13 protein-coding genes and 1 tRNA gene are annotated in these 14,318 nt (G+C 63.3%); 4 read left to right on the plus strand and 10 right to left on the minus strand.

Annotation, left to right across the window (positions count from 1 at the left end):
* Positions 1-13: 13 nt before the first annotated feature.
* On the minus strand, positions 14-1,324 hold the full coding sequence (locus tag P0D87_RS29625) for an MFS transporter (protein WP_053859611.1): 1,311 nt from the start codon (positions 1,322-1,324) through the stop codon (positions 14-16).
* 151 nt (positions 1,325-1,475) lie between these two features.
* Positions 1,476-2,219 (minus strand): GntR family transcriptional regulator, encoded by a 744-nt coding sequence (locus tag P0D87_RS29630; RefSeq protein ID WP_053859612.1) that lies wholly within the window; start codon positions 2,217-2,219, stop codon positions 1,476-1,478.
* Between the two features lie 164 nt (positions 2,220-2,383).
* On the opposite strand from P0D87_RS29630, the gene P0D87_RS29635 reads away from it, so the two are divergent.
* Positions 2,384-3,706 carry an MFS transporter gene (locus P0D87_RS29635; RefSeq protein WP_053859613.1) on the plus strand — a complete coding sequence of 441 codons (1,323 nt, stop codon included), beginning with the start codon at positions 2,384-2,386 and terminating at the stop codon, positions 3,704-3,706.
* Positions 3,707-3,708: 2 nt separating this feature from the next.
* Complete coding sequence (locus tag P0D87_RS29640) at positions 3,709-4,602, plus strand: amidohydrolase family protein (RefSeq protein WP_053859614.1); 894 nt, start codon at positions 3,709-3,711, stop codon at positions 4,600-4,602.
* 100 nt (positions 4,603-4,702) lie between these two features.
* Here the strand turns inward: P0D87_RS29640 and P0D87_RS29645 are convergent.
* From P0D87_RS29645 to P0D87_RS29680, 8 genes are all read right to left on the minus strand, one after another.
* Positions 4,703-4,779 (minus strand) — tRNA-Val (locus P0D87_RS29645).
* 55 nt (positions 4,780-4,834) lie between these two features.
* Positions 4,835-6,337 (minus strand): M81 family metallopeptidase, encoded by a 1,503-nt coding sequence (locus P0D87_RS29650; RefSeq protein ID WP_053859615.1) that lies wholly within the window; start codon positions 6,335-6,337, stop codon positions 4,835-4,837.
* Complete coding sequence (locus P0D87_RS29655; protein WP_053859616.1) at positions 6,334-7,632, minus strand: Zn-dependent hydrolase; 1,299 nt, start codon at positions 7,630-7,632, stop codon at positions 6,334-6,336. Before P0D87_RS29655 ends, P0D87_RS29650 begins: the two co-directional genes overlap by 4 nt.
* Before the next feature lie 33 nt (positions 7,633-7,665).
* Complete coding sequence (locus P0D87_RS29660) at positions 7,666-8,367, minus strand: ABC transporter ATP-binding protein (protein ID WP_029966616.1); 702 nt, start codon at positions 8,365-8,367, stop codon at positions 7,666-7,668.
* Positions 8,364-9,131, minus strand: coding sequence for an ABC transporter ATP-binding protein (locus P0D87_RS29665; protein WP_053859617.1), 768 nt, complete (start codon positions 9,129-9,131; stop codon positions 8,364-8,366). The genes P0D87_RS29660 and P0D87_RS29665 overlap by 4 nt, the downstream gene beginning before the upstream one ends.
* Positions 9,128-10,210 (minus strand): branched-chain amino acid ABC transporter permease, encoded by a 1,083-nt coding sequence (locus tag P0D87_RS29670; RefSeq protein ID WP_053859618.1) that lies wholly within the window; start codon positions 10,208-10,210, stop codon positions 9,128-9,130. Before P0D87_RS29670 ends, P0D87_RS29665 begins: the two co-directional genes overlap by 4 nt.
* Complete coding sequence (locus tag P0D87_RS29675) at positions 10,207-11,067, minus strand: branched-chain amino acid ABC transporter permease (protein WP_053859619.1); 861 nt, start codon at positions 11,065-11,067, stop codon at positions 10,207-10,209. Before P0D87_RS29675 ends, P0D87_RS29670 begins: the two co-directional genes overlap by 4 nt.
* Positions 11,068-11,155: 88 nt before the next feature.
* On the minus strand, positions 11,156-12,364 hold the full coding sequence (locus tag P0D87_RS29680; RefSeq protein WP_006049065.1) for an ABC transporter substrate-binding protein: 1,209 nt from the start codon (positions 12,362-12,364) through the stop codon (positions 11,156-11,158).
* Positions 12,365-12,613: 249 nt separating this feature from the next.
* Here P0D87_RS29680 and P0D87_RS29685 point away from each other — a divergent pair, with 249 nt between their 5' ends.
* Together P0D87_RS29685 and P0D87_RS29690 are read left to right on the plus strand one after the other, a co-directional pair.
* The gene (locus P0D87_RS29685; protein ID WP_053859620.1) at positions 12,614-13,477 is read left to right on the plus strand and encodes a FadR/GntR family transcriptional regulator; all 864 of its coding nucleotides are present in this window, start codon (positions 12,614-12,616) and stop codon (positions 13,475-13,477) included.
* Positions 13,478-13,688: 211 nt separating this feature from the next.
* Positions 13,689-14,153, plus strand: a complete 465-nt coding sequence (locus P0D87_RS29690; RefSeq protein WP_053859621.1) for a hypothetical protein — start codon at positions 13,689-13,691, stop codon at positions 14,151-14,153.
* The last annotated feature ends 165 nt before the right edge of the window (positions 14,154-14,318 follow it).

The following is a 14,318-nucleotide window of genomic DNA, read 5'->3' on the forward strand; positions in this document are numbered from 1 at the left end:
TTGTACCCGTCTATCAGTTCGAACGCAGCGGCGCTGTTTCAAGTGCTACGCGGCGGCGCGCGCCGATCAACGCGGCAATGCCGGTGCCGATTCCCAACGTCAGCAAACATGCGGTCGGCACCAGCATCGGCGCGATCTGGCTGTGCGCCGTCTTGCCGACGTACGGCATCAGGTTCTGTCCCGCGAAGCCGCCGAGATTGCCGATCGCATTGATCGCCGCAACGCTCGCCGCGGCGCGCGCGCCCGAGAAAAAGCGCGGCGGCAGCGACCAGAAGCACGGATAGAGCAACGGAATGCATGCGCCGCCGAGGCACAGCGCCGCGAAGCGCAGGGTTGCGGTGGGCAGCACGAGGCTGGACGCGAAGCCCACCACGCCGACCGCTGCAACAAGGCTCATCGCCTTCAACACCACGCGCTCGCGCTTGAGTTTGCCGGGAAGCCACAGCAGCAGCAGCGTCGCGAGCGCCCACGGAATCATGTTGAGCACACCGTTGAGCGACGATGACACGCCGTCGCTCTTCAGCAGCGTGGGCATCCAGTACGTCACGCCGTACAGCGACGTCGACATCAGCATGTACGTCAGCGCGAACATCAACACCTTGGGATCGAGCAGCGCCGCCCACGGATGCGTCGCCTTCGCGGCGTCCGAGGCCTCGCGTTTCAGCGCGGCGAGCACGACGTCCTTCTCCTGTTGCGACAGAAACGGCGCGTCGCTGACCGAATTCGGCAGGTACTTGAGCGCGACGAAGGCAACGATCACCGCGGGCAAGCCGGTCGCGATGAACACCCACTGCCAGCCCGCGAAACCCCACGTGCCGCCGAGCGTCAGCAGGAGCCCGCCGATCAGCGAGCCGAGCATGTTCGCGAGCGAACTGCCGAGCGTGAAAAAGCCCAGCACTCTCGTGCGATAGCTCTGCGGAAACCACTGTGTGAGGTAATAGATGACGCCCGGATAAAACCCGGCTTCCGCGACGCCCAACGCAAAACGGAACGAGTAGAACACCGGCAGCGAACGGGCAAACGCCATCAATACCGTGACGACGCCCCACGTCAGCATGATGCGCGCAAGCCACGCGCGCGCGCCGAAGCGATGCAGCGCGAGCGTGCTCGGCACTTCGAACAGCAGATAGCCGATGAAGAACAGCGACGCGCCCAATCCGTACGACGCCTCGGTCATACCGAGCGCGTGCACCATCTCCAGCTTGGCGAAGCCGACGTTCTGCCGGTCGATAAACGAAATCAGGAACATGATGATGAGAAGCGGCATTAACCGCCACGCCATCTTCTTCATGACCTGCTGCTCGAATGCGAGTTGTGTGGACATGGTTTCTCCGCTTGCCGGATTGCATCGGCAATATTGATACAGTCATATATATGATTGTATGAATCGCGATGCGACGCCATGAGGTGATACCCGCATAGCGCGGGCGCACGGGGTCTTGCGTGAGAGAGAGAAGAAAACGCCGGCGTGGCGTTTAGCGGATGTCGACCTGATACTGGAACGTATCGGCCGCGCCGCGCGTGCTGCGCCATTCGAACGGCGCGCCGGCGAAGTCGGAAGCCAAGCGGTGAACCAGAATCACCGGGCTGCCCGTTTTGATGCCGAGCAGCGTGGCGGTTTCGGCGGTAGCCTGTTCGACGCGGAGAATCTCCGTCGCCGATGCGACCATCTGTTTGCACAGCCGTTCGTACAGCGGATACAGCAGGTCCTCGAACTGATCGAGCGGCAACGTGGCGAGCGCTTCGAAACGCGCGCGCGGTAGCCAGATTTCTTCGGCGAGAACCGTTCGGCGTTCGATCATGCGCACGCGCGACAAATGAATCGCTTTTTCGGAAGTCTTCATGCGCAACGCGTCGCGGATCTCCTCGTTCGGTTTGACGATCTCGCGCTTGAGCACACGCGCCGTGGGAAGCACAGGCTGGCCGTCGCGCGAAACAAAGCGGAAAAAGCGGAACAGCGACGAGTCGAAGCGCGGCCGCCGCACGAACGTGCCCTTGCCCTGGGTTCGCGTGAGCACGCCGTCGCTGACCAGCAGGTCGATTGCCTTGCGCACGGTGCCGGTGGAAACGTTGTAGAACTGACCCAGTTCGGCCTCGGTGGCGATGGCCTCTTCGGGCGCCCACTCGCCGGCGGCAATGCGGCTGACGAGGTCGTCGCGCAATTGCTGGTAACGGGGCAGCCGGTCGTCCGGCCTTGACGCGAAAGACGCCGTATTCATGGATTCATACAGTTATGCAGAGGAGTCACCACTCTACCGCATCGCGCCGGTTTCAGGCGAGCAAGGGTTATTACCCAATGACCGCGCGCCGGATCGAGTGCAAGATTTATACATTCATATATATGACTGCATGAATTCGGACAGAACGACGGACGGAGATGGCTATGTTCAGGTGGTACAAAGAGAGTACGCCGGTGGAGCGCAACACCTTCTGGGGCTGCTTCGCCGGATGGGGACTCGACGCGCTCGACGTGCAGATGTTCACGCTCGCCATTCCCGCGATCATCGCGGCTTATGGCATCGGCCATACGCAAGCCGGCGCGATCAGCAGCGTCACGCTGATTTCGTCGGCGCTCGGCGGCTGGATTGCGGGCGCGCTGTCGGACCGCTTCGGCCGCGTGCGCACGTTGCAGATGACGATTCTCTGGTTCGCCGGCTTCACGTTCCTGTGCGCATTCGCACAGAATTTCCCGCAACTGCTGCTGCTCAAGGCGCTGCAAGGCTTCGGCTTCGGCGGCGAGTGGGCCGCGGGCGCCGTGCTGATGGCCGAGACGATCCGCACCGAGCATCGCGGCCGCGCGATGGGCGCGGTGCAAAGCGCATGGGCCGTCGGCTGGGGCGGCGCGGTGCTGGTCTACGCCGCGGTGTTTTCCTGGCTGCCCGGCGACACGGCGTGGCGCGTGATGTTCGCAGTCGGCCTGCTGCCCGCCGGGCTCGTGCTGTTCGTGCGGCGCAATCTGAAGGAACCGGTGCGGGTCGCGCCCGTCGGCGTCGACGCGCACGCCAGGGTATCCGCGCTCGGTCAGATCGTGCAGGTGTTCCAGCCGCGCGTGCTGCGCACGACGCTTATCGGCGCGGTGCTCGGCACGGGCGCACACGGCGGCTACTACGCGATCATGTCGTGGCTGCCCACCTTCCTCGCGAAGGAGCGGCACCTGTCGGTGCTGAACACGGGCGGCTATCTCGCGGTCGTGATCGTCGCATTCTGGTGCGGCTGCATGCTGAGCGCCTATCTGCTCGATCGCATCGGCCGTCGACGCAATATCGCGTTGTTCGCTTTCTGCTGCATCGTCACCGTGCTCGCGTATGTGATGCTGCCGTTGACGAACACGCAGATGCTGGTGCTCGGCTTTCCGCTCGGCCTCTTCGCCGCGGGCATTCCGGCGAGCCTCGGGCCGCTCTTCAACGAACTGTATCCCGCCGACATGCGCGGCACCGGCGTCGGCTTTTGCTACAACTTCGGGCGCATTGCGTCGGCGGGTTTTCCGGTGCTTGTCGGCTACATGAGCCATTCGATGTCGCTCGGCGCGGCCATCGGCATCGACGCGGCCATTGCGTACGGGCTCGCGATGATCGCCGTGCTGCTGCTTCCCGAAACGCGCGGCAAGCGTCTGCGCGGCACGGCGCCGGATCAGTCCGCCGATCGTACCGATGCTGCGGACGCGACTGACGCCGCGCATCTCACCCTGAATCACCCGCGTAGTTGAATATGAACGCACTGGCCTCCTCACTCCCGTTTGCACACAGCGGCGTGGACTCGCACGCGCACGTTTTCGAGCGAGGCTTGCCGTTGAGCGGCGAGCGGCGCTACGCGCCCGCCTACGATGCAACACTCGACGACTATCTACCGCTGCTCAACGCGCACGGAATGACGCATGCGGTGCTGGTACAGCCGAGCTTTCTCGGCACCGACAACGGCTATCTGTTGCAAGCGTTGGCCGCGCAGAGCGAGCGCCTGCGTGGCGTCGTCGTCGTTGCGCCCGACATAAGCACGAGTGAATTGGCGGACATGCACCGCCGCGGCGTGACGGGCATTCGTCTCAACCTGATGGAACAGACGCTGCCGGATCTCGGCGCACAACCTTGGACGTCCCTCTTCGATAACGTCGCGCGGCTCGGCTGGCATGTCGAGCTGCACAGAAACGCAGTCGATCTCGCGCCGATGATCGACCGGCTTCTCGAGCGCGGCGTGCGAGTCGTCGTCGATCATTTCGGCCGGCCCGATCCCGCGTTGGGCACACAGGACCGCGGTTTCAAAGCGCTGCTCGGTTATGGCAGCACGGGCAGCGTGTGGGTCAAGGTGTCGGGCGCGTATCGCTGTGCGGCGCCGGGCTCGCCGTTCGTTGCCGACGCAACGGCGCAACTGATCGAGCACTTCGGCACGCATCGCCTGATGTGGGGCAGCGACTGGCCGCACACGCAATACGAAGCGGTCACGAGCTACGGCGAATCGTTGTCCGCGCTGCTCGATCTCGGCCTTCATGCGGAGGATCTCGATTCAATCGTGCGCAAAACGGCCTTGTCGTTCTATAGATTCGATACGGAATCTGCCGCGCCGCAGGACGCAAGCGCATCGAACGCCGCTTTGCAACGCGCGATCTAAGCCTGAGCCGGATTCGAAAGGGAAAAGAGAACTGAAGCGACTTGCTGCTGATAGGACAGTAGACGAAAGCGAAGCCGCTTTCGTCTACGTCGCAATGCGTTGGTAGGCTCGATTGGATTCGAACCAACGACCCCCACCATGTCAAGGTGGTGCTCTAACCAACTGAGCTACGAGCCTGTAGAGGCGCGAATTATAGAGAGTCTCTCGAAACTGCACAAGGGCCGGACGTCATTCAATGCGCCGGGTTCCATTCGGCGTCGGCATCGAGCGGGAACACGGGGCGCTTCACGTTCTTGAAAGCGAAGAGCCCATAGTCCGAACTCGTCACGCCGCGGCTATCGCACTCCACGAGTCCCGCCGAAATCGGCACGAAAACCGGACGGCAATACATGCGCGATTTGAGCAGCAGAAAGCGCGCGCGACGCGGATCGATGCCGACGCTTTCGAATACGCCGAGGTCCCACGGTTCGTGCGTGTGCTCGGTCACGACGAGCTTCACCGTGCCCGTGTCGAGCACCGCCGCGCGCCCCATATGCGCGCGCTGGCCGGTGTAGGTCGGGCCGGTGATCACGTATTCGCCGTCGGTCAACGCGCGCACGACGCCGGTCATCGCGACCGGCGCACGCGGCGCGCCTGCGCCGCTCCCGACCTTGTTGCCGATCGTGATGGTGACCGTGCTGCCGACGCCCGCGGCCATCAGCGCGGCCACCGCCTGCGGATCGCACAACGGCCCGGTGACGATGCCGTCGAGTTGCCGTGCAAGCGCTTCTTCGAGCAGGTCCATCGTGTCGCACGTACCGCCCGACATGCAGTTGTCGCCATGATCGAGCAGCAGCACCGGCTTGTCGGCGTCTTTCGCGAGCGCCGCGGCTTCTGCAACCGATTCCGCGAGCGGCGCGCTGCGGTAGACGAAATCCTCGCGCTCGTTCCAGATCTGCCGCGCGATGCGCTCGGCGACCGCTTCCGCTTGCGCGTGATCTCCGTTGCCGACCACCACGACGCTGATGCAGGGCGCCTCGATATCGGCGAGCGAAAAGCCCGACAGCACCGAGACCGCGAGCATGCCGTCCGCTTCGGCGGCGCGGGCGGCATCGACCGCACGCTTCATCGCGCCTTCGGCCGTCGAGCTGCGCAGCGTATGCGTGAGCAGCGGCGGCTGACGCCACGCGATCACCGGCTTCACGTCGCCATGCATCGACGCGAACAGCAAACGCGCGGCGTGCGCGCCGGTCTCGTACATATCGACGTGCGGATAAGTCTTGAAGCTGACGATCACGTCCGCGTTGTCGATCATCTTCTGCGTGACGTTGCCGTGCAGATCGAGTGCGACGGCGATCGGCGCATTCGGCAATGCGGCGCGCACGCGTTCGAGCAGATCGCCTTCGCCGTCGTTCGAATTTTCCGCGACCATCGCGCCGTGCAGATCGAGCATCACGGCGTCGCATCCCTTTGTGGCTGCAACGATTGCATCGCAGATCGCGTCGTAGGCCGCAGCGTCGACGGGTCCGCTCGGGTTCGCCGCTGCCGACACGGGCGTCACGATATGCGCGCCCTCGCGCGCGGCGGCGTCGATGAACGCGGCCATCGCGGTCTGCATGCCCTTGTTGTCGTTGAACGCGTCGTCGCCGAAACTTGGGCCGAGCTTCCCGCCGTTCAGGCCGAATGCAGACAACGGCGTGGCCACCGGCGAGAACGTGTTGGTCTCGTGATTCATCCGCGCGATGAGGATTTTCATACGCACGAGCCCTCCGGCACGGGCGCGCTCGGCACGGTTTGCGCCGCCTTCAGCATCGCGTGCAGCAATACGTTGCAGCCGGCTTCGAGATGATCCGCGCGTGCGTCCTCGATCTCGTTGTGGCTGATGCCGTCCTTGCACGGAACGAAGATCATCGCGGCCGGCGCGACGCGCGCGAGATAGACCGCGTCGTGGCCCGCGCCGCTGATGACGTCCATCGACGAAAAGCCGAGCATGTCGGCGCCTTCTTTCACCGCTGCCACCAGGTTCGCTGCGAACGGTTGCGGCGGGAAGTACACGACCGGCTCGATAGTCACGTCGATGCCCGCTTGCTCGCCCGCGGTCTTGCATGCTTCACGCAGTGCGCTGTCCATTGCGGTGAGCGTGGCGTCGTCGGCGGCGCGCAGGTCGACCGTCAGCTTCACGCGGCCAGGAATCACGTTGCGCGAGTTCGGATGCACGTCGACCCAGCCGACCGTGCCCCGGCCATGCGGCGCATGATCCAGCGCGATGCGGTTCACCGCGTGGATCAGATCGGCAGCGACGAGCAATGCATCGCGGCGCAACGCCATCGGCGTGGGTCCCGCATGCGCTTCCATGCCCTGCACGGTCACGTCGTACCAGCGCTGGCCGAGTGCGCCCTGCACGATGCCGATGGTCTTGTCATGCGCCTCGAGCACCGGGCCCTGCTCGATGTGCGCTTCGAAATACGCTGCAACGGTATGCGGTTTCGTGTTTTCGCCGACGTAGCCGATGGCCGCCAACGCGTCGCGCACGGAAATGCCCTCGCGGTCGCGCTGATCGAGCGCATGCTCGAGCGTGAACGCGCCGGCGAAGACGCCCGAGCCCATCATCACCGGAACGAAGCGCGAGCCTTCCTCGTTGGTCCACACGGCGACTTCGAGCGGCGCGAGTGTCGTGACGTTTGCATCGGCCAGTGTGCGCAGCACTTCGAGGCCGGCGAGCACACCGTAGTTGCCGTCGAATTTGCCGCCGGTCGGTTGCGTGTCGATGTGGCTACCCGTCGTGACGGGCGGCAGGTCGTCGCGCAAACCCGCGCGGCGCGCAAAGATATTGCCGATCGCGTCGACGCGCACGGTGCAGCCGATTTCCTTCGCCCACGCGACGAACCGGTCACGCGCGATGCGATCGAGTTCGGTGAGCGCGAGCCGGCAAACGCCGCCCTTCTCCGTCGCGCCGATCTGCGCGAGTTGCATGAGGCTGTTCCAAAGCCGTTCGCCGTCGACGCGCAGACGAGCAAGCGCGTCGCCGCGTTGTGAGTCATGAACTTGCATCAATGCTTCCTCATAGTGAAGTCGGGCGTAGCTTCAAACGACGCCGACGCCGAGATAGCGGTCCTTGATCGAATCGTCGGCGGCGAACGATGCGTTATCGCCCGAATAAACGATCACACCTTGCTCGATGATGTAGTGGCGATCCGCGAGTTGCGTGCAGACCTCGAGGTTTTGCTCGACGAGCAGAATCGCGACGCCCGCCTCGCGAATCAGCTTGAGTTGCGCGACGATTTCTTCGACGATGACGGGTGCCAGACCTTCGACAGGTTCGTCCAGCATCAGAAGACGCGGGTGGTTCATCAGCGCGCGGCCGATGGCGAGCATCTGCTGTTCGCCGCCCGACAACTGTCCGCCGCCATTCGTGCGCCGCTCCTTGAGCCGCGGAAAAATCCGGTAGATGTCGTCGAGTTGCCACGGCGAGTCTTTGCGCGCGCCGAGCCGCAAGTTTTCCTCGACGGTGAGCAAACGGAAAATGCCGCGATGTTCGGGCACGAAGCACACGCCGCGCGACGCGATCTTGTGCGGCTGGAGGCCGCTTATCGTCGTGCCGTTGAATGCGACGCGCCCGTTCTTCGGCGCGACGATGCCGGCAATCGCCTTTAATGTGGTGGACTTGCCCGCGCCGTTGCGGCCCAGCAGCGTGACGGTCTCGCCTTCGCCGATCTGCAAGGAAACGCCTTGCAGTATGTGACTTTTGCCGTAGAAGCCGTGAATGTCCTGCACGTCGAGAATCATGCGCGGCCTCCGGTGATCATGTTGCCGAGATAGGCGCTCCGCACGCGCTCGTCGCCGCGAATTTCGTCGGGACGTCCTTCCACTAGGACGCGTCCTTGCTGCATCACGGTGATGGTGTCGGAGATGTCCATCACGATGCCCATGTTGTGCTCGATCAGCACGACGGTGTAGTCGTCGCGCAAGCCGCGAATCAGATGCTTCATATCGTCGAGATCGTCGATACCCATGCCGGACGTCGGCTCGTCGAGAAAGATCGCCTTCGGTCGAGCGGCGAGCGCCATGCCGACTTCGAGCCGCCGCTGCTGACCGTGCGACAGCGCGCCCGCCGGCACCTGGCTGAAGCGCTGCAACGCGAGACGTTCGAGCACGCTGTCGACGGTATCGGTGTGCGCCAGCGCGCCGCGCGGCGGCGTCCATGCATTGAGCGCGCGCACGGCATCGACGCCTTGTGCGGCAAGCCGCAGATTTTCGCGCACGCTCAGATTGGCGAACAGGCTCGTCACCTGAAACGATCGCGCGACGCCGCGGCGCACGCGCTTGTGATCGGGCTCGTGCGTCACGTCGTGGCCGTCGAACACGATCTTGCCTGCGGTGATCGGCAACGTGCCGGTAAGTACATGAAAAAGCGTGGTCTTGCCCGCACCGTTTGGGCCGATCACCGAATGCACGGTGCGCGGCATGATGCGCAGGTTGACCTCGGAGAGCGCCGTGAATTTGCCGTAGCGCTTCATCACGCCGCTTGCGTTGAGAATGGGCTCGGTCATGTGCGCTCCGTTGCGGTGTCGTCGCTGCTACCGGTTGCGGGAACGGTCTGGGCGTCGTCTCGCGGATGGCGGCGCAGCGCTTGCCAGATTCGCTCGCCAAGGCCCCACAGACCGCGCTGCATGTAAAGGCTCACCGCCATCAGCACGATGCCGAGCAGCAGCAGCCAGCGCGGCCACAACGTGGAAAGCCAGTCGGCGAACAGCACATAGAACGCGGCGCCCAGCACCGACGCAAACAGATTGCCGGTGCCGCCGATCACCGTCATCACGAGGATCATTTCGCTCGTGTGGTAATCGATATTGGACAGCGGCGCGATGCCCGTCATCAACGCATGCAATGCGCCGGCGAGCCCGGTCACCGCGCCCGAGATCACGAACGCCATGAGCTTGAACCGCTTGACGTCGTAGCCGACCGCGGCGGCGCGCGCTTCGTTGTCGCGAATCGCGAGCAACGTGCGGCCGAATACGGAGTGCGAGACGCGCATCAGCAGCCAGAACACGATGAGAAACAGCACGGCGACGAATCCGTAGTACTGCCACGGAGACGTCAACGCGATCAGTTCGTGGCCGAACAACCTGAGCGCGGGCCGCGGAATATCGAGCAGGCCGTTGTCGCCGCCGGTCAGCTCTGGCGTCGTGTAGGCGAGAAAGTAGAACAGTTGTCCGAACGCGAGCGTCAGCATCACGAAGTAGGTGCCGCGCTGTCTGATCGAAAACCATCCGACGAGTGCAGCCGCTGCCGCTCCGACCACGAGCGCCGCAAGCAACGCAACGGGCACCGGCAAGGCGGCTTTGGTCAGCACGAGCCCCGCGCTATAGCTGCCGAGTCCGAAGAAGATGCCCTGCCCGAACGACAACAGTCCCGTGTGGCCGAGGAGAAGATTGCAGCCCAACGCGGCGAGCGCGAATACGAGGACTTCGGTGGCGAGCGAGCCTGAGCGCAGCGTCAACGGCAGAATGCATACGACCAGCAACGCGAGCAAAAGAAAACGATAGCGATGCAGCGTGTGGCCCAACGCGCGCCCGCCGGATGCCTGCGGCGCCGCCTTCGCGACGGCGGATTTTGAAGTGTCGATCACGCGGCTCTCCCGAGTAGGCCATTCGGCCGCAACAGAAGAACGGCGGCCATCGCGACGTAGATCATCAGGCGCGCGCCCTCGGGCCACAGCGTGCTCATCACGCTTTGCACGATGCCGACCAGCAGGCCGCCCACCAGCGCGCCGAGAAAGTTGCCCATGCCGCCCACCACGACGACGACGAACGCGACGCCGAGCGCCTCGATGCCCATGAAGGGATCGACGCCGCGAATCGGCGCGGCGAGCACGCCGGCGAGCGCAGCCGTTGCAGCGCCGAGCGCGAACACGAGGCTGAATACACGCAACACGTTGATGCCGAGCAGCGACACCATTTCCGTCGATTCACTTCCCGCACGCACCGCGCTGCCAAGACGCGTGCCCTCCAGCACCCACCACAGCAACGCGGCGAGCACAGCCGTGAAGCCGATCACGAACAGCCGGTACTTCGGATACACAAAGCTGCCCCAGATGACCACGCCGTTCAGCATGTCAGGAACCGGCACGTTATCGCCGAGCGGTCCCCAAACGAGAATCGCGCACTCCTGCACGACGAGCGCAAGGCCGACCGTCACGAGAATGTGGAACTCGTGCTGCTGTGCGTAGACGTGCCGCAAGATCAGCTTTTCGACGACCCATGCCAATGCGCCGACCGCTATCGGGACGACGATGAGCGCCGTCCAGAAGTTCAGCGACCACTGCATCGCCTGATAGCAGAAATACGCGCCGAGCAGATAAAAGGCTCCGTGCGCGAAGTTCACGAAGCGCAGCAGGCCGAACACAATCGACAAACCGACCGCGAGCAGGAAGTACAGCATCCCGACTCCGATACCGTTGACGATCTGCAGAAGATAAACGTTCATGGCGACTGTGTGGTGATTGAGCGCAACGTCGCTGCATTCATGGATGCCGGCACGAGGTGGCCGGCGCTGCTCGGCGCGGCGTTGCGCGTCAGGTCAGTTTGCAACCGGTCTTGTCGAGCGGCAGGAACGATTGACCGGAGCTCACGATATCCGCGTAGTCGTCGGCGTTTTTCATCTTGTTCTTCGCCTTGCCCTTCAGCAGATAGTAGTTCTTCAGCACCTGATGATCGCCCTTGCGGACTTCTTCCGGACCTGTCAAACCATCGTATTTCATGCCTTCGAGCGCCGCAGCCACTTTCTTCGGATCGACATTGCCGGCCTTGACGATGCCATCCAGCAGAATCTTCGTGCAGACGTACGAGCCCGCGAGGCTGTAGTTGGGATTCGTCTTGAACGCCGCTTGCGTGCGCTTGACGAGATCGCGGTTCAGCGGCGAATCGATACCATGCCAGTACTGCGCGCCGAAATACACGCCGTCGCACAGATCCGCACCGAGCGACTCGAATTGCTCGAGACCGGAAGCCCACGCGAGCAGAATCGTGCAGTTGTTCTTCATGCCGAAGCTCACGGCCTGGCGCAGCGTGTCCGACGATTGCGAGCCGAAGTTGAGGATCAGCAGCACGTCGGGCTTCGCGGCAACCGCGTTCGTCAGATAGCCGCTGAACTCTTTTTCATTCAGCGAGTGATAACTGTTGCCGACATGCTCGATGCCCTTCTCCTTGAACACCGCTTTCGCCGCGGACAGAAGACCGTCGCCGAACACGTATTGCGGCGTGATGGTGTACCACCGCTTGGCCTTCGGCAGCATCTGGATCAGTGGGCGCACCGTCTGTTCGATCGCGCCATACGTGGGCACGGACCAGCGGAAAGTTGCGTCGTTGCAGTCCTTTCCTGTGATTTCGTCGGCACCTGCCGTCGTGATGAAAACGCCGCCGGCCTTCTGCACTTCCTTGCCCATCGCCAATGCTTCGGACGACAAAATACCTCCGGCGAAGAAGCGCGCGTTCTTCTGCTGGGCGATTTCCTGCACGCGGCGCACCGCCGTTGCCGGCTTGCCTTCGGTGTCGAGCACCGAATAAGCGAGCGGTTCGCCAAGCACCTTGCCGTATTGTTCGATGGCGAGCTTCATGCCGAGGTCGGCGTACTTGCCGTTGGCCGCGAACGCGCCGGACATCGGCACGGGACACGCGAATTGCACGCTGCCCGCCTGCGCAAAAGCACTGCGCGCGACGAGCGAACCCAGCGTCCCCGGAACGGCCGACAGCGCGGCCAGCTTCAATATATTTCGGCGATTCAAATCACGCTCCTTGGAGAGACACGCAGTGAACGACTACGAAAAGTGGCTGGCCGCGGTGTAGTCTTTGCTCTTAGTGCCGCGGTTCGTGCTATTTATCATGATAAATAGGATTGACTTGATCGTAGGTACAATAAATTCCAGTGTCAATAAGGCAAAATTCCTGGCGGCGACGCGGCGGCTTGTACTTGCGCCTCCGGTTGACGTCCGCGAAACACCGACGGTGCAGCACACAAAATTGGAGTACGAAACATGGCCATTGACCGAGCCAAGGCTGGCGCCGCGATCGAGATCAAGCAGCAAAAGCGCGGCGATCTGGTCGCGGAGGAAATCAAGCGGTTGATCACGGAGAAGGATCTCAAGCCGGGCGATCGGCTGCCGCGCGAGGTCGAGTTGCAGCAGCTGTTTTCGGTGAGCAAGAGCACGATTCGCGAGGCGCTGAAGTCGCTGGAGGTGCAAGGGCTTATCAAGGTGACGACCGGACCGAGCGGCGGCGGGATGGTCGTTGAAGTGCCGCTCGACCGGACGTTGCAGCTTCTGCAGAACTATCTGTTCTTTAAGGACGTGTCCATCGACGACATTTACACCGTGCGCAAGCTACTTGAGCCCGAGCTCGCGGCGGGCGCGGTGCCGCATCTGACGGAGCAGGACTTCGAGGCGCTCGAGGCGAGCATCGCATGTTGCGATCGGCCGGCTTCCGCGCACGGCGGCCAGGACATCGTGCGTCAGCGCCAGGAGGACGTGAATTTCCACGACATTCTTGCGGCCGCGAATCCGAATCCTTTTTTGCGCTTCAGTTGCGAGCTCATCAACGAGATGATCCGGCAGCTGATCGAGTTTCGTAACGATACGCCGCAGGCAGAACACGAACGGTTCGGACAGGCCAACGTCAAGATTCATAAGGCGATCACCAAGGCGGCACGCGAGCGTGACGTCGAGAAAGTGCGCGAGTTGATGACGGTGCATATGACCGAGGCGCCGCGATACGTCAAGCGGATGAAAGGGAAGCTGCGGGGGCGATTGATTCTCGACTCGGAGATCCGTCGGCGGGTGCGGGCGCGGAGTGTTAGTCCTGCGGGGTTGGGCGAGGAAGATTCGGCGGGCAGTGGGGAATGATGCGGTTTCGGCTTACGGTGGGCGGGATTACTCGCGGAGGATAGGTCTCGACGGCCTGGCAGCGGCAGGTTGCTTGATGGTTTGTGGCGTCTGACAGGGGCTTCTTGATGCGCCGCGGCGCGGTGGTTTTTTCGGCCTGGGCGGCGGGAAGGCTCAATCTTTTATCGCGCGCGCCGTTATTGCATCTGCACAGGCAAAATCTTGAACCTTCATGGCACAACCTATTCCGTTTTCCCGACACACCGGCGCCGCGCGCGCCCGGCATGCCAAGGCAATGCTGTTGCCCATCGCCCGGCAAATCGCAGATGACCTCGCGCTGCGCGTGCATCTTGCGCTCGACGCGTTGCGACGGGGCGACGGCGGAGTGAACGATGCGCAAACGCTCACGCAGGCCATGCTATTGACCGGGTTCCTGGCCGAAGCCGGCTACGGGTCGACGACCGGCGAGCAACTAGGCGCAGCCGAGCGCGAGATAGCCAAGGTGTTCGATACCGGACGAGATACCGGAAGATGGGCGATAGACGAGGGTGGATTCGCGCTTTTCGCCGACATTGCCACCCACTACGATCGGCAATTGCACGGCGCACCGCTATGGGCAGTCACCGATGCGAGCGAACGGCTGGACCGCTTTACTGCCGGGCTGCCGTATCAGCTTCCGATGCGCAAGAGGGCCTGACGGCCTGAGGTTGATTGGAAATTGACCGGGTGTGGGGGCGCGATGCGCGCGGGCGGGTCTTTCTGAAATGGCTGCGGATCGGCTGCCGGTGTCCTGTTCTGGACGCCTGCGTTTGGCGCAGCGTTTGCGAGCTTGCCGGTTGCGAGGTTGCGTCCTTTGCAGCCG

Origin of the sequence: Paraburkholderia sp. RL17-368-BIF-A, from assembly GCF_046054045.1 — a bacterium.
GTDB lineage: Bacteria > Pseudomonadota > Gammaproteobacteria > Burkholderiales > Burkholderiaceae > Paraburkholderia > Paraburkholderia graminis.